The organism is Streptomyces sp. NPDC039430, from assembly GCF_055639435.1.
On the sequence record NZ_JBVKAK010000030.1, the window covers coordinates 10,043 to 36,134 of the forward strand.

The window sequence follows — 26,092 nt, forward strand, 5'->3', positions numbered from 1 at the left end:
CTAAAAGTCCGGATCGCCGCCGTTCTCGATATTCTCGATATCCTCGATGATCAACTCTTCGATCCTCCCGGCGAGTTGCTCGACCGTGGGGAAATCGAACATCACGCGGGCCGAGGGGTTGATGTCGAACACAGTCCGGACCCTAGCAATCACGCGAAGACTCAGGACCGAGTTTCCGCCCAGGCTGAAGAAGTCCTCCTGGATTCCGGTTCGTTCCAGCCCGAGCACCTCCGCCCAGATCTCCGCCACGGCCTCCTCCGTCGGGGTGCGCGGGGCCACGTACGCGGCGTGGCCGCCGTACTCGGGCGCGGGGAGCGCCCGGCGGTCGAGCTTGCCGTTCGTGGTCAGCGGCAGCCGCTCCAGCGCCACGAACGCGGCCGGAACCATATAGTCGGGCAGCGCGTCGCCCAGCGTCCGCCGCAGCCCGGCCTCGTCGAACGCCGCGAGCCCGGCGGCCCCGCCGGCGGGTACGACATAAGCCACGAGCCGCTGGTCCCCGGGCTGGTCCTCCCGTACCACCACGGCTCCCTGGGCCACCCCCGGATCGGCTACGACCAGGGCCTCGATCTCGCCCAGTTCGATCCGGAAGCCGCGGATCTTCACCTGGTCATCGTTGCGTCCCAGATAGTCCAGCGTCCCCGCGGCGTTCCAGCGGGCGGTGTCGCCGGTCCGGTACATCCGGGCGCCGGGGCCGCCGAAGGGGTCCGCGACGAACCGTACGGAGCTGAGTCCCGGCCGGCGCAGATAGCCGCGGGCCAGGCCGCCCCCGGCGATGTACAGCTCGCCCCGTACACCCTGGGGCACCGGGCGGAGCGCGGTGTCGAGGACGTACGCGCGCAGATGCGGCAGCGCCCGGCCGATCACACTTCCGGCGCCCGGGGTCGCGAACGCGGGCTCGGCCCGCCGGCTCGTGACATGCACGGTGGTTTCGGTGATTCCATACATGTTGACCAGTACGGGACCGCCGTTGCCCGACCGCTCCACCCAGCTCGCGATCCGCGACCAGTCCAGGGCCTCGCCGCCGAACACGACGGTGCGCAGCGCGAGCCGCTCCCGCAGCCCGTCCACCGCGCCGATCTCCTCCGCCAGCCGGTAGAACGCCGACGGGGTCTGGTTGAGTACGGTGACGCGCTCACGTTCGAGGAGCAGCGCGAAGTCCCCGGGGGCGCGCGCCACATCGCGGTCCACGACGACCAGGCGCCCGCCGTATGCCAGGGCCCCCCACAACTCCCATACGGTGAAGTCGAACGCGTAGGAGTGGAACATCGTCCATACGTCGTCAGGGCCGCACGCGAACTGCTCCTGGGTGGCGGCGAGCAGCTCCGCCACGTTGCCGTGCGAGACCACTACGCCCTTGGGGCGCCCGGTCGAGCCAGAGGTGTAGATGACATACGCGGCGGAGGCCGCGGACACGGGCGCGCGACGGGGCGGGGCGGTCTCCGCGGCCGCAGGATCGGGCGTAGGTTCAGCGGCCGCAGGGTCGTCCAGCACCATCGACCGGTGCGCCGCGTCCCCGGGCAGCACGGCCGCCGTCTCGCGGCTCGTGATCACGAGATCGGCGGCGCAGTCCTCGATGATGTACGCGATCCGGTCGGCCGGGGACGCGGGGTCGACCGGCACATACGCTCCGCCCGCCTTCAGTACGGCCAGGATCGCCACCACCAGATCGATCGAGCGTGGCAGCACCAGCCCCACCCGGGACTCCGGTCCCACCCCGTGCGCGGTGAGACGGGCGGCGAGGCGCCCGGCACGCGCGGCCAGCTTGCCGTAGTCGATGGTGGTGTCTCCGAACGTCACGGCGGGCGCCCCGGGCAGGGCGCGGGCCCGCTCCTCGAACATGGCGAGGGGCGACACCGCGGGCACACCCGGATCCCCGCTGTCGTTCCAGGCGTCCAGCAGCAGTGAGCGCTCCTCCGCCTCCAGCGGATCCTGCTCCAGCAGGGGCCGTTCGGGGGCGGCGGTGACCCGGTCGGCCAGTGCCAGCCAGTGCCTGGTCAGCCGGTCGATGGTGGCCGCGTCGAAGAGATCGCTGTGGACGGCCACGGCCTCCAGGCCACCGCCCGGCCGCGGCTGGAACTCCAGGTGCAGATCGAACTGCGCCGTGTCGCGCGGCGGCACGAACTCACCGACCCGTACCCCCGGCAGGTCGAACTCGGCGCGCGGGGTGTTCTGGAGCACGAGCATGGCCTGCACCAGCGGGGTACGGCTGGTATCCCGCTCAGGGGCCAATTCCTCGATCAACCGGCTGAACGGCACGTCCTGATGGGCGAAAGCGTCCAGCACGGTCGTACGGACCCCGTCCAGGAACCCGTCGAACGTCAGCGCCTCGTCCACCCGCGAGCGCAGCACCAGCGTATTGGCGAAGAAGCCGACCAGACCCTCCAGTTCGGCCCGCTCACGCCCTGACACGACCGTGCCGATCGCGACATCAGGCCGTCCGGTGTAGCGGGCGAAGAGGAGTTGTGTCACCGCCGTCAGCACCATGAACAGGCTCGCGCCGCGCCGTCGGCCCGCGCGGGTCAGACGGTCCGTCAGTTCGGCGGGCACCTCGAAGGCATGCAGGGCCCCGGCCGAGGCGCGAACCGCCGGGCGCGGCCGGTCCGTCGGCAGCTCCAGCGGCTCCAGCTCCGCCAACTGGTCGCGCCAGTAGGCCAGATGGTCGTCCAACGCGTCGCCCGTCAGCCGGGAGCGCTGCCAGACCGCGAAGTCCGGGTACTGCACGGGCAGTTCGACGAGGTCCGGCTCCTCGCCGCGTACGGCGGCCGAGTAGCAGGCACTCAGCTCGCGCGTGATCACGCCCATGGACCAGCCGTCGGTGACGATGTGGTGCATCGCCAGTACGAGTACCTGCTCGCGCTCGGACACCCGCGCCAGGAAGACCCGCAGCAGCGGGCCCGTCCGCAGATCGAACGGCATCGAAACGGCTGCCGACAGCGCCTCGTCCAGGGTGGTGGACCGGACGGGCACATCAACCGCGTCGTGCACCAGTTGTACACCGTGCCCGTCGACCGAGTCGAAGGTGGTCCGCAGCGCCTCGTGCCGGGCGACCAGCCGCGAGACCGCTGTGCGCAGGGCGGAGGTGTCGAGGTCACCGGTGAGCCGCAGTGCGGTGACGACGTTGTACTCGACGCTGTCACGGGCGAAGTCGTCCAGGAACCAGAGGCGTTCCTGTGCGAAGGACAGCGGCAGGTCACCGTCGCGCGGCACCGGCACCAGCACCGGCACCGGCACCGGGACGGCAGAGGCAGAGGCAGAGGCAGCCTGGCTGCCGTCGTCGGAATCGGTGCCTGGCAGCACCCCCCCGCGCAGCACCGTCTCCGCGAGGCGTGCGACGGTCGGATGGTCGAAGAGAGCCCGGGGGGACAGCCCGGCGCCCAGTACCGTACGGATCCGGGAGACTACCCGCAGGCTGGAGATGGAATCCCCGCCCAGTTCGAAGAAGTCGTCGTGGACGCCGACGCGCTCCACGCCAAGGACCTCCGCCCAGGTCTCGGCGAGCGCGCGTTCCTCCGCCGTGCGAGGTGCGACATACTCCTCCGCCGCATCGGACTCCGGCGCGGGCAGAGCACGCCTGTCGGTCTTCCCGTTCACGGTCAGCGGCAGCTCGTCCAGGACGACGAACGCGGACGGCACCATGTACTCGGGCAGCAGGCTGACGGCATGCTCCCGTACGAGCGACACATCCAGCTCACCCGACGACGGTACGAGATACGCGACCAGCCGCTTCACCCCCGGACGATCCTCCCGGGCCAGCACCGCCACACCACCCACACTCCCATGACGCCCCAACACCGCCTCGACCTCACCCAGCTCAATACGGAAACCACGCACCTTCACCTGACCGTCACCCCGGCCCAGGAAGTCCAGCCGCCCATCCGCCCGCCACCGCACCACATCACCCGTCCGGTACAACCGGCCACCCGAACCGAACGGATCCGCCACAAACCGCTCCGCCGTCAACCCCGCACGACCGTCATACCCACGCGCCAGACCACTGCCGCCGAGATACAACTCACCAGGCACCCCCACACCAACCGGGCGCAGCACGCCGTCCAGGACGTATCCGGTCGTGTTGTCCATCACGTGCCCCAACGGCACCGAACCACCCGCCGCATCCTCCGCCGCGATCGGCCCGCTCACCGCGAAGGTCGTCGACTCCGTCGGACCATACCCATTCACCAGCACCGTCCCCGGACACGCGGCCAGCATCCGCTCCGCAGCCACCACCGGCACCGCATCCCCACCCGTCCACACCTCACCCAGACCAGCGAAACACCCGGCATCCTCCTCCACCAGCACCCCGAACAACGCCGCCGTCACCCACAACCCCGACACCCCACACCCCACCGCATCCCGCACCACCGACACACTCAACTCACCCTCAGCCACCACCACCGTCCCACCACTCAACAACGGCACCCACACCTCATACGTCGCCGCATCAAACGAATACGGCGAATGAAACAACACCCGCCCATGCACACCCGACAACCAACGAGAATCAGCAGCAAGAGCCACCACATCCCCATGCGTCACCGCCACACCCTTCGGCACACCCGTCGAACCCGACGTAAACATCACATACGCCAAAGCCCCCACCGGCACCCGCACCGGAAGCAACACCTCACCCGCACCCACCGGCTCCACATCCACCGCCACGGCCGGCACCCCACCGATCCCGTCCACCATCCGGTCGGTCAGCACCAGCACCGCGCCACTCTGCTCGACCACCTGCCGCAGCCGCTCCTCCGGATACCCGGCATGCAACGGAACGTACGCCCCGCCCGCCTTGAGCACCGCCAGCATGGCCACGATGACATCAACGGAGCGCTCCAGCAGCAGCCCTACGCGTGACTCGACGCCCACACCATGCTCCGCGAGCACTTGTGCCAGCCGATCGGTTCGCCTGGCCAACTGCGCGTAGGTCAGCGAGACTTCACCGCACTCCACTGCCACGGCGCCGGGTGAGCCGTCCGCGCGCCGCGCGAAGGCGTCTATGACCGACAGGCCGGCGGGGACGGTCCCACCGCCGTCGCTCCAGCTCCGTACCAGCCGTTCCCGCTCACCGTCCGGCACCAGCGGCAGCGCCCCCACTCGGGTGTCCGGAGCGGCGGTGAGCGCGTGGAGGAGGTGCTCCACCTGCGCTGTCAGCCGCCGCGCCGTGCCGGCGTCGAACCGCGCGGGGTCGTAGCCGAGGTCGAAGCTCAGCCGGTCACCCGCGTAAGCGGTCAGTGCCAAGGGGTAGTTGGTGGTCTCCGTGACCTCGATCTCGCGGAGCGAGAGGCCGAACCGCTCGGCTCCGTCGGTGTCCACCGGGTAGTTCTCGAAGACGAGAAGACTGTCGAAGAGAGCTGTCCCCGGAGGCAGTTCGGTCTCCAGGTCGCTCAGCGCGATCTCCTCGTACCGACGCGCCTCGACCTGTGCGGACTGAAGGCCGCCGAGCCACTCCGCCACCGACAGTCCGGATTCGACCTTCACCCGGACAGGGAGTGTGTTGATGAAGAGACCGAGGATGTCCTCGGCCCCCGGCAGATCCGCCGGACGCCCCGACACCGTCGTACCGAACACCACATCCGACGACCCCGCGTACTGCGACAACACCAACGCCCACGCGCCCTGCACCACCGCGTTGAGGGTCAGGCCGTTCAGCCGGGCAAAGGCCGTGACCTGCGCGGAGAGCTCGTCGGAGACGGCGAGCGAGACCCGTTCCGTGGACTGTCCATGGCTTGCCCGGCCCAGGGGCGTCCGGTCGTACGGGAGCGCCGTCGGCTCGGTGAATCCGGCCAGCCGCTCACGCCAGAAGGACCGGCCGATGCCCTCGTCGCGCGCGGCCAGCCAGGCGAGGTAGTCCCGGAAGGGGCCTCTGTGCGCCCCGGGCGCCGCCCCGCTATCGCCGGCCGTACCGGTGCCGGTACCAGTGCCAGTGCCGGTGCCAGTGCCGGTGCCAGTGCCAGTGAGGGACGCGTATTCGGCGAGCACATCGGAGAGCAGCGCCGCCGTGCTCCAGCCGTCCAGCAGCAGATGGTGGAAGGTCCACACCACTCGGATCCTGTCGGCGGCGAGCCGAATCAGCACCAGTCGCATCAGCGGCGGGGATTCGAGATCGATCCCACGCGCCTTGTCCGCCGCCAACAACTCGGCGAGCGCGACGGCTCGTTCGGGCTCATCCAGCTCCGACCAGTCCAGGCCGCGCACCGGGAGGGTAACCGCTCGATGCACCACCTGCACCGGAGTGCCGATGTCCCGCCAGACCACCGAGGCCCGGAGCGCGTCCGACCGCTCCACCACCCGCTGCCAGGCGCGGGCGAGTGCTTCGGGATCTTGAGCGCCCTGGACCACGAAGGTGAACTGTTCGAGGTACGCGGGTGACTCCGGCTCCGCCAGCGCGTGGAAGACCATGCCCGCCTGGAGTGCCGTGAGGGGATAGATGTCCTCGATCCCACTGCCGTCCCCGTCGCCGCCGCTGTCACGGACCAGCCGGTCCACCTCGCCCTGAGCGAGCGCGGCGAGCGGGAAGTCGGACGGCGTACGCCCGCCGGCGCCCGGCTCCGCGCAGTGCCGCAGGAAGGCTCGCAGTTCGTCGGTCATGTCGGCCGCGAGCCGCTCGATGGTGCTCCGGTGGTAGCGGGAGCGCGCATACGACCAGGTGAGGGAGAGCCGGCCGGCGCGTACCTCTCCGATCACATCCAGCTCGTGCGGACGGGCCTCGGCCGGACCGAACTCGCCGCCGGGGTTGAGCGTCAAGGACCGGTACAGATCGTGCCGGCCGGCCAATCCGTCGAGCTGACCCAGGTAGTTGAAGCTGATCTGTGGCTCGACGCCGGCGAGGCCGTCCGCACCCCGGTCCGTGGCGAGGTGGCGCAGGGCGCCGTGTCCGATTCCCCGGTCGGGAACGGCGCGGAGCTGCTCCTTCACCGACTTGATGTCCGTCGCCCAGTCGTCGGCCAGCGCGAGCGCGACCGGGTGGATGGACGTGAACCAGCCGACCGTACGGGTCAGATCGATATCGTCGAAGAGGTCCTCGCGGCCGTGCCCTTCCAGGTTGACGGCTGTCCGGTCGTGCCCGGTCCAGGTACGCAGGGTGCGGGCGAGCGCCGTCAGCAGCACATCGTTCACCCGCGTCCGGTACACCGGCGGGACCTGGTGCAGCAGTGCCTCCGTCTGCTCGGCGTCGAGCGTCACCGACAGCGTGTCCTGGGCGGCGACGGTGTTGTCCCCGTCGGGGAGGTCGACCGGGATGGCGGAGTGCGCGCCGTCCACCACGGACCGCCAGTAGTCGCGCTGCGGGTCGAAGCCGCCACGCGCGGTGTGTTGCGCCAGACGTTTCGCCCACTGGCGTACGGAGGTGGTCTTGGCCCCGAGGTCGATGGGGCGCCCTTCGCGGGCCTGGGCGTGCGCGGTGGCGAGATCGTCCAGCAGGATGCGCCAGGAGACCCCGTCCATCAGCAGATGGTGCACGGCGATCAGGACACGTGAGGCATGGTGGCCACTGGCCGGGACGCCGACGAGTACGCGGATGAGCGGGCCGCGTTCGAGGTCGAAGCCCGCCTGCGCGCGCCGTGTCAGCTCCCTCCAGACCGCGTCGGCGGCCGTGGCCGGCCCGTCGTCGTCCGGCCCCTGTCCGCTGCCGGTCTGTGCGGCCTCCGGATCGCCGAGGGCCCCGTCAGCGGGCCCGCCCGGCAGCTCATGGAGCGTGAACACGGCGTCCAGATCGAGCTGGGGCTCGATGCGCGCGGTCCAGTGGAGCGAATCGCGGCGGGCGAAGACCGTCCGCAGCGCGTCGTGCTGCTCCAGTACGGCGGCCACCGCGCGCCGCAGCGCGGCCGGGTCGGTACCGGGAGCCGGAGTGAACTCCGTGGCCATGTTGAAGTGTTCCGGCACCACGGGGTGGCCCGCGAAGAACCACTCCCTGATAGGCGTGGGGCCCACTTCACCCGTGACCGTGCCCTGCTCCGCCAGCACGACGGCACCGGAACCGGCACCGGCCGTGGCCGCCACGGCGGCCAGGGCCGCGATCGTCTGCCGGGCGAACACATCGCGCGACGACAGCTCCAGCCCTGCCTGCCTGGCCCGTGAGACCACCTGAATACTCAGGATCGAATCCCCGCCCAGGGCGAAGAAGTTGTCCTCGATCCCGACCCGTTCGAGGCCCAGCACGTCCGCCCAGATGTCACAGAGGGTCCGCTCCGTGTCCGTACGCGGAGGTGTGTATCCGGCGACAGGACCGGCGTCAGGGGCGGGCAGGGCCGTGCGGTCCACCTTCCCGCTCGCGTTCACCGGCAGCACATCCAGCACCACGAACGCCGACGGCACCATATAGGCCGGCAGCTCAGCGGCAGCATGCTCCCGCAACACACCCACCTCAACACCCCTGCCGCCCGTCTCGGACGGCACCACATACGCGACGATCCGCTTCACCCCGGGACGATCCTCACGGACCACCACCGACACCTGCCCCACCCACCCATGCCGGGACAGCACAGCCTCGATCTCACCCAGCTCAATACGCAGACCACGCACCTTCACCTGATCATCACCACGACCCACATACTCCAACTGACCATCCACCCGCCACCGCACCACATCACCCGTCCGGTACAACCGACCACCCGAACCAAACGGATCCGCCACAAACCGCTCCGACGTCAACCCCGAACGCCCCAGATACCCACGCGCCAACCCCGGCCCCGCCACATACAACTCACCCAGCACACCCACCGGAACCGGCCGCAGCCACCTGTCCAGCACCCACACCCGCGCATCGCTCACCGGCACCCCGATCGGCGGACTACCGGCCCCGGCCTCCAGCCGTCCGCTCATGGACGCGGCGATCGTCACCTCCGTAGGGCCGTACGCGTTGATCATCATGCGGCCGTCCGACCACCGCTCGACCAGCTCAGGGCCGCATGCCTCGCCGCCCGTCACCAGCACCCGCAGGTCGGGCAAAGCACCCGCCGGCATACTGCCCAGCACCGTCGGCGGCACCAGCGAATGCGTAATCCCCTCACCCTCGAACACATCCAGCAACTCCTGCCCGGCCAACGGCCGACCCCCCTCAGGAATCACCAACGTCCCGCCACCACCCAGAGCCATCAACAGCTCCATCACCGACGCGTCAAACCCCGCCGACGCCAGCTGAAGCACACGCGAGGACGCGTCGAGCCCGAACCGCTCCACCGAGGCCGCGGCAAAGCCGGCGATACCCCGGTGAGAGACCACCACACCCTTGGGACGCCCCGTCGACCCGGACGTATAAATCACATACGCCGCCGAATCCAACGACACCGGCCCCACAGAATCAGGCACAGAACCAGCCCCGGACTCCGCCGCAGCAGCCAGAACCCCCCACATCTCCTCATCAATCACCAACTCAGCACCACAATCCGCCGTCACAAACTCCATACGCTCCACCGGCCACTCCGGATCCAACGGCACATACACACCCCCCACACGCACCACCGCCAACAACGCCACCAACCACTCCACCGACCTCGGCAAACACACACCCACCCGCGACTCCACACCCACATCCCGCCCCACCAACACACCAGCCAACCGCTCCACCCGCACACCCAACTCCCCATACGACAACGACTCCCCACCACACACCACCGCCACCACACCAGAACCAACAGCACCACCACCAGCGACCCGCGACGCCACCAACCCCGGCAACGTCACCGGCACCACACCCGCACCCACCCCCGACACACCCCAACCACCAGCAACCAACCCCCACTCATCACCCGACAACAACCCCACACCCGACAACGCACCACCCAAACCACCCAAACCACCAACCACCACACCCGCCAACTCAACCCAATGCCGACACAACCGCTCCACCGACACCGCATCAAACAAATCCGTGCTGTACTCCAGCTCACCGGAGAGGCCCCCGTCATGGCCCCAGAACTCGAAGGTGACGTCGAACCGGGCGGACTCTCGCGGCACATACACCCGTTCGGCGGGCATCCCGCCGAACTCGGTCAGCCCGCCGAAGGCGTTCTGGAGGACGACGGCCGCCTGCACCAGCGGGGTCCTGCTGGTGTCGCGCTCGGGGGCCAGCTCGTCCACCAACCGGTCGAAGGGCACGTCCTGGTGGGCGTACGCCTCCAGCGCGGTGTCCCGGACGGAGGCGAGGAGGTCCCTGAACGAGCGCGACTCGTCGATCCGTGTACGCAGGACGAGGGTGTTGACGAAGAACCCGATCAGGTCCTCGGTCTCCTCGCGGTCACGCCCCGAGGTGACCGTGCCGACGGCGATGTCCTGGCGGCCGCTGTACCGCGCCAGCAGCAGCTGCGTCACCGCCGTGAGCACCATGAACAGGCTGGCGCGTTCGCCGCGGCCCAGCGCGGCCAGGCCGTCGGCCAGCTCTTTGGGCACCTCGAAGGTGTGCACCGCGCCGGCCGCGCTCCGTACGGGGGGACGCGGCCGGTCGGTCGGCAGGTCGAGGGCGGGCAGATCCCACAACTTTTTACGCCAGTAGGCGAGTTGACTCTCCACCGAGGCGTCGGCGAGCGCGTCGCGCTGCCAGAGCGCGTAGTCCGCGTACTGCACCGGGAGTTCGGGCAGGCCGGTCAGGGCGGCGGGGGTCGAACCGAGGAGGACGGAGGAGGGCACAGCGGTGGAGACGAGCCGTGCGGCGTAGAGGGCGCCCAGGTCGCGTACGAGCACCCCGACCGACCAGCCGTCCGTGACAATGTGGTGCAGCGTCGCGACCAGAACGTGTTCGGCGGGTGCGAGCCTGATCGCCAGGACGCGCAGCAGTGGGCCGGTGCGCAGGTCGAAGGGGGTGGCCTGCTCGGCCCGTAGTACCGCGTCGAGTTCGGCGACGCGCGCGTTCTCCGCGAGGGCCGAGAGATCGAGAGCGCGTACGGGTACGACGGCGCCGGGATGCACCACCTGGACCGGACGGCCGTCCTCGCTCTCGAAGGTGGTCCGCAGGGTCTCGTGCCGTGCCACCAGGTCCGTGACGGCCTCCCGCAGCGCGGGTTCGTCCAGTTCGCCCGAGAGGCGCAGCGCGGCGGCGGTGTTGTACTCGACGCTTCCGGGGGTGAACTCGTGGAGGAACCAGAGGCGTTGCTGTCCGGGGGCGAGGGGCAGCGGCGCGGCCCGGTCCGCGAGGGGGATCCCGACCGCGACCTGGCCGGCGTCGGCATGCGCCGTGTCCTGCCGCTCGACGAGGCCGGCGAGGCCCGCCACCGTGGGCTGGTCGAAGAGCGTGCGCCAGGGGAGGGTGACGGAGAGGGTGCCCCGTACCCGGGACACGACCTGGAGGGCGAGGATGGAGTCACCGCCGAGGTCGAAGAAGTCATCCTCGGCACCCACCCGTTCGACGCCCAGTACGTCGGCCCAGATGCCGCACAGCGTCCGCTCGGTCGCGGTGCGCGGGGCGACGTACTCCCGCTCGGGTCCGTACGCGCCGTGTGCCCCGTATTCGGGTGCGGGCAGGGCACGGCGGTCCAGCTTTCCGTTGGCGGTCAGCGGGAGCGCGTCGAGGACGACGAAGGCGGCGGGGACCATGTAGTCGGGCAGTTCGGCGGCCACACGCGCCCGTAGGTCTCCCAGGTCCGGTCCCTTTTCCGGCGCCTTCTCCAGTCCATTCTCCGATCCCTTCTCCGGTCCCTTCGCCGCGCCCGGCTCCCCGGACTCGCCGCCCGCGCCCGGCTCGGGCACGAGATAGGCGACGAGTCGTTTGACGCCGGGCAGGTCTTCCCGTGCCACGACGACCGCGGCGCGTACCGCCGGGTGGCGCGCCAGCACCGCCTCGATCTCGCCGGGTTCGATGCGCAGACCGCGTACCTTCACCTGATCGTCGCTGCGCCCGCCGTACTCCAGCGCACCGTCCGGCCGCCAGCGCACCACGTCCCCGGTCCGGTAGAGCCGGCCGCCGGAGGCGAACGGGTCCGCGACGAACCGTCCGGCGCTCAGCCCGGCCCGCCCGTGGTAGCCACGGGCCAGGGGGCCGCCGAGGTACAGCTCGCCCCAGGCACCGACCGGTACCGCCCGCAGTGTGTCGTCCAGTACATGGGCCCGTGTGTTGGCGATGGGCGCGCCGATCGGGTACGGGCCGGGTGCGTCGGCGGACAGCGGGGCGCTGAGGGTGGCGCATACGGTGGCCTCGGTCGGGCCGTACGCGTTGATCACCCGGCGGCCGCCGGCCGACCAGCGGGCGACGACATCCTCCGGACAGGTCTCGCCGCCGATCACCACGGTGCGCAGGTCCGGCAGTTCGGCCTCGGGTACGGTGCCGAGGACGACCGGCGGGACCATGAGATGCGTGACGCGGCGTGCGGAGAGCAGTCGTAGCAGTTCCTCCCCCATGGGCTGTCCCGGCGACAGCACGAGGGTGGCTCCCGCGGCGAGGGTCATCATGATGTCGGCCATGGAGACGTCGAAGCTCGGCGAGACATACTGGAGCACCCGGCTGTCCGCGCGGAGCCCGAGCGCCTCGGCATGAGCGACGGCGAGCCCGAGCAGGCCCCCGTGCGGCACCACAACGCCTTTGGGCCGTCCGGTCGAACCGGAGGTGTAGATCATGTACGCGGAGGTGTCCGCCCCGATGGCGGATGCGGGCGCCGTCGCGGGGCGGTGGGCCGGCTCGGCGTCGAGACGGTCCAGTTCCAGGACGGGGGGTGTCGCGGCACCGGCCCGGAGCGCGAGCGTGCCGGGCCGGGCGATCAGCACCTGTGGGGCGCTGTCCGCGAGCATGTAGTCGATTCGGTCGGCCGGGTAGCCGGGGTCGATCGGCACATACGTACCGCCCGCCTTCAGCACGGCGAGCAGCGCCACGACCAGCTCGGCCGACCGGTCAAGACAGACCCCGACGCGAGCTTCGCCGACAACACCGCGTGCACGCAGCTGCTGGGCCAGCCACGCAGCCCGCTTGTTCAATTGACGATATGTCAGGCTGCCAGTTTCCCCAGTCCCGTCGTCCTCAACCGCCACGGCGTCGGGGGTTTCCATGGCCCACCGCTCCACCGTCCCGAGCACGGTGGTGCCGAGCAGGTCCTGCCGTACGGTGTCGTTCCAGCTCTCCGGTACGGGGCGCCCCTCCGCCACGGATACGGACTTCCAGTTCGGCGAGGACGCCGTGTTCATGAATCCCCCTCCAGTTCCCGCTTGTTGCTCAGTTCTCTTGCTGTTCCTGCGGTTCCTGCTGTACCTGCTGTTCTTGCGGCTCGGTGCTTTCGTGCTGCTCGTACAGCTCCTGCCGTATCGAGTCTTCGAGTTCCTGGAGGATGCGCTCCTCCACCGCGACCGCGAGACCGGTCACCGTCGGGGAGTCGTAGAAAGCGCGGACGGAGAACCCCACCCCGAACGCCGTTCTGATCCGGGAGTTGATCTGCAGGATCTGAATCGAATTGCCGCCGAGATCGAAGAAGTCGTCCTCGACGCCGACGCGCTCCACGCCCAGCACCTCCTGCCAGATACCGGCGAGGACTTCCTCTCCCGGCGTGCGCGGTGCGGTGTACGCGGTGCCGGCCTGCGCGGCGGGGTCCGGTGCGGGCAGAGCCTTCCGGTCGACCTTGCCGTTGGCGTTCAGCGGCAGGCTCGCCAGCTCCATGAACACCGACGGCACCATGTAGCCGGGCAGCAGTCCCTTGAGATGGGCGCGCAGCTCGCCGGGGGCGAAGGTGTGCCCGTCCCGTACGACCGCGTAGCCGACCAGCCGCGGCGCGCCCCCGTCGTCCTGCCGCGCCGCGACCACCGCGCGGGCCACGGACGGGTGCTGCCGCAGCGCCGACTCGATCTCACCCGGCTCGATACGGAAACCGCGGATCTTCATCTGCTCGTCGGCGCGGCCGGCGAACTCGATCTCGCCGTCCGGCAGATAGCGGGCGCGGTCGCCGGTCCGGTACAGCCGTTCGGCGGGATCCGTGCCGAACGGATCGGCGACGAACCGCTGCGCGGTCAGATCCGGCCGGTTCAGATACCCCCGGGCGACGCTGGGGCCGCCCAGATAGAGATCTCCGGTCACACCGACCGGGACGGGCCGCAGCGCGCTGTCGAGGAGATACATCAGGATGCCCGGGTTCGGCCTGCCGATCGGCACACCCGCGGTGTCGGGCAGCGCTCCTCGTACCGCCGGATAGAGCGACGATTCGACCGTGGCCTCGGTCACGCCGTAGGTGTTGAGCACGGTGGTGCCCTCCGCGGCCTCGTCCAGGAGCCGTCGGCAGTCGTCGGTACGCCAGAGATCCGCGCCGGCCGCCAGTACCCGCAGCGGGGGGAGGCCCTCGCCGTGGCGCGCCGCCTCGTCGGCGAGCGCGGTGGCCAGCGCCGGCACGGTGTCGAGGTGGGTGACGCGGGCGATCCGCATGAGTGTGAGCAGCCGCGCGGGGTCGGCGATGGCCTCCGGTGGTGCGATGACCAGGGCGCCGCCGTGGCAGAGGGCGTGCACCAGGTCGGAGACGAACACGTCGAAGGACATGCTGGCCACGTTGAGCTGCCGTACGGGCCCGTCGGCCTTGCTCTCCCCGCCGCCGGTGAACCCGTACGCCGCGTTCCAGGACGCCGCGCCATGGCTGATGCTGCGGTGCTCGACCATCACACCCTTGGGCCGTCCGGTGGACCCGGAGGTGTAGATGACATAGGCGAGATCACGCGGGGTGACCCCGGTCTCCGGCGCCTGGTCCGGCAGCCCGGCGATCAGGTCCCATCGCTCGTCCAGCGCCAGCAGCGGCACCGGGCCGGCCGCGAGTCCCCCGGCGAGTGACCGCTGCGTGATCACCAGCCTGGCCGCGCTGTCGGTGAGGACGTACGTCAGACGCTCGGCGGGGTGGGCGGGGTCGAGCGGAACGTACGCGCCGCCCGCCTTGAGCACCCCCAGCAGGGCCACCACGATGTCCGGGCCGCGTTCCAGGCAGATGGCGGTGACGGTCTCCGGTCCTACGCCCCGGGTGACCAGGTACTGGGCGAGCCGGTTGGCACGCGAGTCGAGTTCGGCGTACGTCAGCGCGGACGTTCCGAACACCACCGCTTCCGCGTCGGGCGTTCTGCGCGCCTGCGCGGCGATGAGTTCATGCAGACAGCTGGAGTGTTCGTAGGGGATCCGGCGACCGCTCCAGCCACCACCCGTACCCTCGCCGACTCGCCCGCCGCTTCCCTCGCCGTCTCCCGCGCCCGCGCGGTGACCCGCGCCGTCGCCGCCGCCACGCAGCAGCCGGTCGCGTCCACTCTCCGAGAGCAGGGGCAGTTCGGCGGGCGGCCGGTGCGTGCCGCCCGGCATGCCGCGCAGCAGCACGGCCAGATGCTCGGCCATGTGCACGATGCGGTCGTGGTCGAACAGCGCGGGGTCGTACGCGAGCACCAGCGCCAGCTTGTCCGCGTCCGCGTACGCGGTCAGATCCAGCGGGTAGCCGGCGGTGTCGACCGTGTGCACATCGGTGACCCGCAGCCCGTGCGCGGCCGCGGCCTCCTCGTTGCCGGGATAGTTCTCGAAGACGACGATGCTCTCGAAGAGTTCGGTACCGCGCGGCAGTTCGGCGCAGTCGCGGACCTCCCGCAGCGCGAGATGCTCATGGCTTCTCGCCTCGGCCTGCTCGGTCTGGAGCCGGCCGAGCCAGTCGAGAAGGCTCTCGGTCTCCGGTACCCGGGTCCGTACGGGCAGTGTGTTGAGGAAGTTGCCGACGGTGGACTCCATGCCCGGGAGGTCTGCGGGGCGCCCGGAGACAGTGGCACCGAAACATACGTCGGCCTCGCCCGAGTAGCGGGACAGCAGCAGCGCCCAGGCGCCCTGCACCACCGAGTTGAGGGTGAGCCGGTGCCGCCCGGCCATCGCCGTCAGCGCGCCGGCGTCCTCGGCGGACAGCTCGATCCGTACCCGCTCGGCGGCGTGGGGCCGGTGGCCGGGGGTGCGACGGCGGTCGACGGGCAGGGGGGGCGGCGAGCCGAAGCCCGCCAGTGCCCCGCGCCAGTACTCCCGCGCCGCCGCCGTGTCCTGTCTGCCCAGCCACTCCACGTAATCCCGGAACGGTGGCCGGGCGGCCAGGGGCGCGGCACCGCCCGTTCCCGTACCGAGCGCACGGTACTGGGCGAAGACGTCCTCGAAGATCTGTGTGGTGCTCCAGCCGTCGAGCACCACGTGGTGGAAGGTCCACACGACACGGACGGCGTCCTCCCGCACGCGGATCAGGACGAGCCGCATCAGCGGGGCGACGGTCAGGTCGATGCCCGCCGCATGCTCCTCGTCCATCAACTCGCGCAGCCGCGAGGCCAGTTCGTCGTCGTCGGGATCGGCTCCGGCATCGCCCTCAGGGGCAGTCCAGTCCAGTTGGCGGACCGCCACGGTCGCGTGCCGCAGGACCACTTGGAGGGGCTCGGGCACACCGTCCCACACCAGCCGCGTACGGAGCGCGGGTGTCGCGTCCACGAGCCGCTGCCAGGCGGTGGCGAGCAGCCCGGGATCACCGGCGCCTTCGAGCAGGAACGACACCTGGTCGAGATAGACACCCGGCTCGGTGAGGGAGTGCAGCAGCATGCCGCTCTGCATGGGGGTGAGCGGATAGATGTCCTCCACCGCCGAGTCCCGCACCGCGGGGCCGACCCCCACCAGCGCGTCCACGGTGGCCTGGTCGAGCCGGGCGAGCGGGAAGTCCGAGGGGGTACGGCCACCCGCGTCCGGCCGCGCGCAGTGCTGGACGAAACCCCTGATCTCCGAGGCGAAGTCCCGGGCCAGCCGCTCGATGGTCGCGGGGTGGTGCAGCTCGGTCGAGTACGTCCAGGTGAAGGTCAGCCGGCCCGCGGTGACCACACCGATCACATCGATCAGATGCGCGCGTTCCTCGGCAGGGTGGTGGTCCTGCCCGACGGCGGGCAGGGGCGCGCCCAACGGCCCGGTGGGGTCGGGTGATCCGTCAAATCTGCCGTGGTAGTTGAAGCTGACGCGCGGCTCGGCGGCGTCGGCGAGCGCACGCCCCGGGGATCCGTCGGCGGAGAGATGGCGCAGCGCGCCGTACCCGATACCCCGGTCGGGCACCGCCCTCAACTGCTCCTTCACGGACATGAGCGCCGATGCCCGGTCGCCGCCGTCGGGAAGCGCGAGGGCGACGGGATGGATCGAGGTGAACCAGCCGACCGTCCGTGTCAGATCGAGGTCGCCGAACAGCTCTTCCCGGCCGTGTCCTTCGACGGCGACGGCGGTACGCTCCCGACCGGTCCAGGTCCGCAGCGTACGGGCGAGCGCGGCAAGCAGCACATCATCGGTGCGCGTCCGGTACACGTCGGGCACGCGGTGCAGCAGGGCCGCGGTCTCCTCCGCGTCCAGGGTGACGTCGACGGTGGCCTGCGCGGCCATCGTGTTGCCGCCGCCCGGGAGGTCGACCGGCAGCTCCGTGGCCTCCGCGTCCATGACCGAACGCCAGTAGCCGGCCTGGTCGTCGAAGCCGCCCGCGGCGACATGCGCGGCCAGCCGCCGCGCCCACTGCTGTACGGACGCGCTCTTCTCCCCGAGGCGGACGGGCCGGCCGGCCGCGGCTTGCGCGTACGCCGTGGTCAGGTCCTCCAGCAGGAGGCGCCACGACACACCGTCGACGAGCAGGTGGTGCGCGGCGATGAACAGCCTGGCGGGACACTCCGGCCCCAAGTCCCCGACAAGCACACGGAACAGGGGGCCTCGGGACAGATCCATCCCGGACTGTGTGGCGAGTACATGCCCCTGCCATACGTCCTCGGCGTCGGCGGCGCCGGTGAGGTCATGGACGGCGAACACCGCGTCGACGTCCAGGGCAGGAGCGATGTGCCCCGCCCAGTCACTCGTCCGCGCGGTGCGTTCCGCGGCGGTGCAGGGGGTGAAGGTCGACCGCAGAGCGTCGTGCTGCGCCAGCAGCGCGGCGACCGCAGAACGCAGATGAGCGGGATCGGTGCCGAGGGCCAGCTCGAAGCCCATCGACATGGCGAAGTGGTGTGGCGCGGCGGGGTGGTGGGCGAAGAACCACTCCCGGATGGGCGTCGGCTCCACGGGCCCGCTCACCGCGCCCTGCGGCGCGAGCGCCGCGCTACGTGGGGCGGCTGGCGCCGCAGACGCCGCGAGGTCCGCGATGTTCTGCCGAAGGAACACATCCCGTGAGGTCAGATCAAGCCCGGCGCGACGGGCCCGGGAGACCACTTGGAGGCTGGAGATGGAGTCCCCGCCGAGAGAGAAGAAGTTGTCGTGGACGCCGATCCGCTCGGCGCCGAGGACATCGGCCCAGACCTCGCACAGCACCCGCTCCGCCTCCGTGCGGGGGGCGACGTACTCCCCTTCCATGGAAAGGTCGGGGGCCGGAAGCGCCCGCTGATCGACCTTTCCGTTCACCGTCAGCGGCAGCGCGTCCAGGACGACGAAAGCCGCCGGCACCATGTACTCGGGCAACAGCGCCGCGGCATGCTCCCGTACGCCGGTGACGTCCAGCTCACCCGACGACGGCACAACGTACGCGACCAGGCGCTTCGCCCCCGGACGGTCCTCCCGGACAATCACCGACACCCGCCCCACCGACGCGTGACGCGACAGTACGGACTCGATCTCACCCAGCTCGATACGGAAACCCCGCACCTTCACCTGGCCATCGCCCCGGCCGAGGAAGTCCAGCCGGCCATCCGGCCGCCACCGCACCACATCACCCGTCCGGTACAACCGCCCACCCGAACCGAACGGATCCGCCACAAACCGCTCAGCCGTCAACCCCGCACGACCGTCATACCCACGCGCCAGACCACTGCCGCCGAGATACAACTCCCCCGGCACACCGACAGCGACCGGCCGCAACCCGTCGTCCAGGACATACGCGGAGGTGTTGTCCATCGGACCCCCGAGGGGCACCGCCGAGGCCGAGACATCCTCGGCCTCCACCGGCCCGCACACCGCGAAGGCCGTCGACTCCGTCGGACCGTACACATGCACCAACTCGGTGTCCGGACACGCCTCCAGCACCCGGCCCATCGCGACACCCGACGCCGCCTCACCACCCGTCCACACCTCACCCAGACCCGCAAAGCACCCGGGATCCTCCTCAGCCAGCACATCGAACAACGCCTTCGTCAAAAACAAACCCGACACCCCACGCGCCACCGCACCCCGCACCACCGACACACTCAACTCAGCCTCCGCCACCACCACCGTCCCACCGTTCAACAACGGCACCCACACCTCATACGTCGCCGCATCAAACGAATGCGCCGAATGGAACAGGACCCTGCCATGCGCACCCGACAACCAACGGGAATCCGCAGCCAGAGCCACAATGTCCCCATGCGTCACCGCGACACCCTTCGGCACACCCGTAGACCCCGACGTAAACATCACATACGCCAGCGCACCCGCAGGAACCACCGACGCAAGCCCCACATCCACGACCGGCTCCGCATCCACGCGTACGACCGGCAACCCACCAACCTCACCCACCAACCGATCCGTCACCACCACCACCGCACCACTCCGCCCCAGCACATCCCGCACCCGCTCCTCCGGATACGACCCATGCAACGGCACATACGCACCCCCCGCCCTCACCACAGCCAGCATCGCCACCACCACATCCACCGACCGCTCAAGCAGCAACCCCACCCGCGACTCCACACCCACACCACACCCCACCAACACCCTCGCCAGCCGCCCCGCCCGAGCATCCAACTCCCCATACGTCAACGACACATCACCACACACCACAGCCACCGACCCCGGCGATTCACCCACCCGAACCGCAAACCCATCCACCACCGACCCACCCGACACCACACCCACCACACCACGCCCCGCACCCACCAGCCACTCCCGCTCAACCACCCCCACCATCGACACCTCACCCAACACCCCACCCGACCCAGCAACCACCAACCCACCCGCCAAACCCAACCAATGCCCCACCATCCGCCCAACCGTCCCCGCATCGAACACATCCGTGCTGTACGAGACAACGCCGAACAGACCGTTTCCCGGGACCGGTTCGAACTCGATGTTGAGGTCGAACTGCGCCGTCTCCACGGGCGGAAGCGTCTCCTCGACCCGCAGTCCGGGCAGCGCGAAGGTCTCCCTGGGCGCGTTCTGGAGCGTGACCGCCGCCTGGACGAGTGGGGTGCGGCTGGGATCGCGCTCGGGGTCGAGTTCCTCGACCAGCCGGCTGAAGGGCACGTCCTGGTGGGCGAACGCGGCGAGCGTCGTCTCCCGTACCTGCGTGAGCAGAGCGTCGAAGTCGGCGGAGGGGTCGATCCGTGACCGCAGAACCAGCGTGTTGACGAAGAACCCGACGAGTCCTTCGAGTTCGGTTCGTTCCCGGCCCGAGACGGCCGTGGCCACGGCGAGGTCGTTCTGTCCGCTGTAGCGTGCGAGCAGCAGCTGAGTGACCGCCGTCAGCGCCATCGACAGGGTGGCGCCCCGCCTCGCCGCCGCCTCCGTGAGCGCGGCCGTCAGCTCCTCCGGAACACGGAAGGTGTGCAGCGCTCCGCGCCCGGTCCGTACGGCGGGGCGAGGCCGGTCGGTGGGCAGTTCGAGTACGGGGAGCCCCCTGAGGTGTTCGCGCCAGTACTCCAGATGCGTGTCGAGGGCGGCGCCCGTGAGCCGCTCGCGCTGCCAGACCGCGTAGTCGGGGTACTGCACCGGCAGCGCCGGCAAGTCCGCGTCCCCACCTCGCAGTGCCGCCGCGTACAGCTCGCTCAGCTCCCGCGTGATCACACCCATCGACCAACCGTCGGTGATGATGTGATGCATCGTCAGCATCAACAGGAAGGCCGGGCTGTCCGGGGTCTCCTCCGGCACCAGGAGCACCCTGAGCAGCGGACCGGTGCGCAGGTCGAACGGGGCCGCCGCCTCGGCGCGGAGCAGGGCGTCGCGCTCTGCCGTCCCGTGCGCATGGGCGACGCGTACGGTGACGTCGAGCTCCGCGTGAACCCGCTGTACGCCCCGCCCGTCGGCGGAGTCGAAGGTGGTGCGCAGCGCCTCGTGCCTGGCCACCAGGCCCGAGACGGCTGCCCGCAGCGCGGCAGGATCGAGTGTGCCGGTCAGCCGGAGCGTGGTGACGACGTTGTACTCGGCGCCTCCGGGGGTGAACTCGTCCAGGAACCACAGCCGTTCCTGTGCGTACGACAGAGGGAGGGGCCGGCCGTCCCGAGGGGCCGGGGTGATGCCGCTGCCCTGCGGGGCGGAGACGGCGGCGGACGCCTGTCCCCCGGAAGTGACCGCGGCAGCCAGGCGCGCCACGGTCGGATGGTCGAACAGCGCCCTCGGCGAGAGCCCCGCCCCCAGGGCGGCGCGGAGACGGGAGACGACCTTGAGGGCGGTGATGGAGTCGCCGCCGAGTGCGAAGAAGTCGTCGTGCGCGCCCACCTGTTCGGTGCCGAGCACCGCGCGCCAGATCCCGGCGAGCAGTTCCTCCGCGCCGGGACGCGGAGCCACGTACGGTTCCTCGTTGCCGCTCTCGCTCCCGCCTCCGCTTCCGCTCCCGTGCCCGTATCCGGTAGCGGGAGCGGGCAGGGCGCGCCGGTCGACCTTGCCGTTCACGGTGAGCGGGAGCGCCTCCAGCTCGACGAACGCCGACGGCACCATGTACGCGGGGAGCGCCGCCGCCAGCTGCTCGCGTACGGACGTCATGTCCAGCACCGTGCCGCCCGCGGGGACCAGGTAGGCCACGAGCCGCTTCGTGCCAGGACGGTCCTCGCGGGCCACCACCGCCACCGCACCGACGTCCTGGCGTCGCGTCAGGAGTGCTTCGATCTCGCCGAGTTCGATGCGGAAGCCTCGTATCTTCACCTGTCCGTCGTTGCGGCCGAGGAACTCCACCCGGCCGTCGGCCCGGCGGCGTACGACATCGCCGGTCCGGTACAGGCGTCCGCCCGCCGCGAACGGGCTGGCCACGAATCGCTCCGCCGTCAGCCCGGCCCGTCCGTCGTATCCGCGTGCCAGCCCCGAACCGCCCAGATACAGTTCGCCCGGCACACCGACGCCGACCGGGCGCAGGGCTCCGTCCAGTACGTAGGCCAGGGTGTCGTCCATCGGGCCGCCCAACGGAACCGGCCCGCCCGAGGCGTCCCCGGCCGCGACCGGGCCGCACAGCGCGAAGGTCGTGGTCTCCGTAGGCCCGTATACATGAACCAGCTCGGTGTCCGGGCAGTGTGCGCGCATCCGCGTCATCGCGGGCGCCGACGCCGCTTCTCCACCGGTCCACACTTCGCGCAGTCCCGCAAAACACCCGGGGTCCTCGTCCGCGAGCGCCCCGAAGAGGGCGGTCGTGACGAACACCGCCGTGACGCCACGCTCGGCGGCGCGCCGTACGGCGGGGGCGGTCAGCTCTTCGTCGGCGACGACGACACAGCCGCCGGTCAGCAGGGGTCCCCACACCTCGTACGTCGCCGCGTCGAAGGAGTGCGGGGAGTGGAAGAGCACCTGCCGGTGTGCTGCCGAGCCGAAGCGCCGGTCGGCCGCGAGGGCGACCACGCCGCCGTGGGTGACGACCACGCCCTTCGGTGTCCCGGTCGACCCGGACGTGAACATCACATACGCCGGCGCCTCGGGCGAGACGTCGACAGAGACCGGCTCGGGCACGAGGGGAAGAGCTTCGGCATCGTTCATATCGAGCACGGCCACGCCCTCGGGCGCCCGCGCCGACCCATCGGTCAGCAGCAGTTCCGCGCCGCTGCGCTCCAGCACGTCCCGCATCCGCCGGGCCGGGTGCGCCGCGTGCAGCGGTACGTACGCGGCGCCGGCCTTCAGCACCGCGAGCATGGCCACCACGACCTCGGGCGACCGTGCCAGCAGCAGCCCGACCCGCGAGCCCGCGCCCACGCCGCGCTCCAGCAGGGCTTGGGCGAGCCGGTCAGCCCGTTGGTCCAGCTGACCGTAACTCAAGCTCGTATCACGGAACTTCACGGCCGTGTCGTGCGGCGACGCGGCCACCCGCTCGCGGAACACATCCGTCACTGAGGCGGAACGCCCGGTCGGGCCCGCCGGCGCGGCATCCGCGTCAGCGGCGGGAGCGCCGCTCCACTCGCCGAGCACCCGCGCACGCTCGTCCCCGCCGAGCAGTGTCAGCGTGCCGACGGTACGTTCCCCGTCCTCGGCGAGTTCATCGAGCGCCCGCGCACAGCCCGCCGCCAGTCGCCGCACCGTGTCGGCGTCGAACAGCTCCGGGTCGTACCCGAAGGTGAGGACGAACCCCTCGCCCGTACCGTCCCCCGTCTCATCTCCCGTCTCATCTCCCGTTCCATCGCCGACGCGAGCGGTGAGGGTCAGCGGATAGTTCGTCGACTCGACCGCGTCGAGCCCGGACAGGACGATGCCGTGGCGTGCGGCGGCTCCCGCGTCCACGGGGTAGTTCTCGACGACGACCAGGCTGTCGAAGAGCGCGGCGCCGGACGGCACGTCGGTGGTGATCTCGTGGAGCGCGACATACTCGTACTGCCGCGCCTCCGCCTGCTCGTCACCGATCCGCCGCAGCCAGCGCGTCACCGGCTCGGCGGGCGTGGTGGCGATCCGTACGGGCAGGGTGTTGATGAACAGTCCCACCGTGCTCTCGGCGCCCGGCTGGTCGGCCGGACGTCCCGACACCGTCGTACCGAACACGACATCGAACGATCCGGCGTACTGCGAGAGCGTGAGCGCCCAGGCGCCGTGCACCATCGTGCCGACGGTCACCCTGCTGCGGCGCGCGAAGTCCACCACGGTACGAGCGGTCGCCGCGGGCAGGCGCAGGGTCACCCGGTCCGTCGAGCGGGCGCGGTGCGCGCTGTCCGGCGCACGGTCGAAGGGCAGCGCGGACGGCTCCTCGAAGCCTGCGAGCCGGCTCCGCCAGAACGCGCGCCCCGCCTCGTGGTCCCGTCCGGCCAGCCATCTGAGGTGTTCCCGGAACGCCCCGCGCACGGGCCGATCCACCACCCGACCGACCGCCCGATCCACCGGGCCGTCCGCAGGGCCGTCCGCCGGGCCGTCCGCAGGGCCGTCCACCGAGCCGTCCGCGGATCCTCGTCCTCGCTCCGACACGAGGGCCGCGTACTCCACCGCGACGTCCGACAGCACCGCGGCGCTGCTCCATCCATCCAGCAGGATGTGGTGGAACGACCAGAGCACCTGTACCCGCTCTCCCGGCAGCCGGGCCAGGGTGACACGGGTGAGCGGGGCACTGCCCGGGTCCAGTCCGGCGGCGGCGCGGTCCTCGGCGACGAGCGTGGCCAACAGTGCGGGGCGCTCGGTCTCGGAGTGGCCGGTCCAGTCGACACGGGCGACGGGGATCTCGGCGCGTCGGTGCACGATCTGGACCGGCTCGGACAGGCCCTCCCAGGCGATCGACACCCGCAGCGCGTCCGAGGCGTCGACCACGCGCTGCCAGGCGCGCGCCAGGGCGTCCAGGTCGGCGACTCCGTCCATGACGAACGTGAACTGTTCGAGATACGCGGCCGAACCGGGCGAGTTCAGCGAATGGAACAGCATCCCCGCCTGAAGGGGCGTCAGCGGGTAGACGTCCTCGATGTCACGGCCGTCGCCGGCGATCAGATCGATCTCGGCCTGGGTGAGCCGTACGAGCGGGAAGTCCGACGGGGAGCAGCCCCCCGAATCGGGCTCCGCGCAGTGCTCGATGAGCGACCGCAGCTCGGCGGCAAATCGCTCGGCGAGGCTCCGCACCGTCTCGCGGTCGTGCAGATTCGCCGAGTACGACCAGGTGAAGGCCAGCACGCCGTCCTGGACCGCGCCCACCACCTCCAGCACATGGCTCCGCTGCTCGGCGGGGTGGTGCTCGCCGCCCGGGTTCAGGACGAGCGAGCGGTACCAGCCGCCGCCGGTGTCGTCGGCTCCGCCGAAGTGCCCGAGGTAGTTGAAGGCCAGCTCGGGAACGGGGGCGGTGCTGAGACCGGCTCCCCGGCCCGCGCTCGCGTCGCTTTCCTGCCGCCGGAGATAGCGCAGCGCGCCGTAGCCGACGCCCTGGACCGGGACCGCCCTGAGCCGCTCCTTGACCGACCGGATCGTCCCGCGCCAGTCCGCACCCTCGTCCCCCGGAACGTCCAGGACGACCGGGTGGATGGAGGTGAACCAGCCGACGGTGCGGGTCAGATCGGTGTCCTCGAAGATCTCCTCGCGGCCGTGTGCCTCGATGTCGACGGCCCATCGCGCGCCACCGGCCCACGGTCCCGCCGCGCGCACCAGCGCCGAGAGCAGCACATCGTTCGGCCGCGTCCGGTACACCGCCGGGACGCGCTGCAACAACTCCCGGGTCTCCTCGGCGGACAGTCGCACGGACACCGAACGCTCGGACTCCACCGTGTTGTCGCCACCGGGCCGGTCCACGGGCAGTCGGGTGGTGGCGCCGCCTGTCGTCTCCAGCCAGTACGGCAGTTGGCTGTCGAAGCCACCTGCGGCGGTGTGTTCGGCGAGCCGCGCCGCCCACTGCCGTACGGACGTGCCCTTGGGCCCCAGGTCGGGCTGCCGGCCGGTCACGATCCGCTCGTAGGCGGACTCCAGGTCCTCCAGCAGGATGCGCCAGGACACGCCGTCGACCACCAGATGGTGCGCGGCGAGTACGACCCGGACCGGCGCCTCCGGGCCCGTCACTCCGACGAGGACACGGACCAACGGCCCGCGTTCCAGGTCGAGTCCGGCATGGGCGGCCGCGATGAGCGCGGGCCATTCCTCTGGCCCGCACGCGTGGACGGTGAAGACCGCGTCGAGGTCGACGGCGGGCATGATGTGCCCGGTCCAGGCCCCTTCGGGGTTACGGGTGAACGTGCTCCGCAACGCGTCGTGCTGGGCGAGCAGCGCGGCGACGGCCGCCCGCAGAGCTTCGAGGTCTGTGATGGGAGACAGGGTGAAGCCTGCCCCCATGTTGAAGTGCTCGGGAGCCACCGGATGGGTGTCGAAGAACCACTCCCGTACGGGAGTTGTGCCTACGGCGCCGGTGACGTTCCCGCTCTCCGTGAGCAGGGCGGGGCCGGTGTCGACCTGGCCGGCCTTGGTGGCGAGGGTGGAGATGGTGGGGTGGAGGAAGACGTCGCGGGAGGAGAGGGCGAGGCCGGCACGGCGGGCGCGGGAGACGACCTGGAGGCTGATGATCGAGTCGCCGCCGAGGTCGAAGAAGTTGTCCTCGATCCCGACCCGCTCCAGCCCCAGCACCTCCGCCCACACCCC

General features: G+C 70.8%; 2 protein-coding genes. Both read right to left on the reverse strand.

Translation table 11 applies throughout. The annotated features are described in order from the left end of the window. Complete coding sequence (locus tag ACZ7LS_RS36365; protein ID WP_471066441.1) at window positions 1-13,104, reverse strand: non-ribosomal peptide synthetase; 13,104 nt, start codon at window positions 13,102-13,104, stop codon at window positions 1-3. 28 nt (window positions 13,105-13,132) lie between these two features. Next, the coding region (locus ACZ7LS_RS36370; RefSeq protein ID WP_385137318.1) for an amino acid adenylation domain-containing protein at window positions 13,133-26,092 on the reverse strand (12,960 nt) is incomplete at its 5' end.

Bases quoted from the DNA above. Each gene is read 5' to 3' on its own strand.
- ACZ7LS_RS36365 (WP_471066441.1), bottom strand. From the start codon at position 13,104: ATGAACACGGCGTCCTCGCCGAACTGGAAGTCCGTATCCGTGGCGGAG.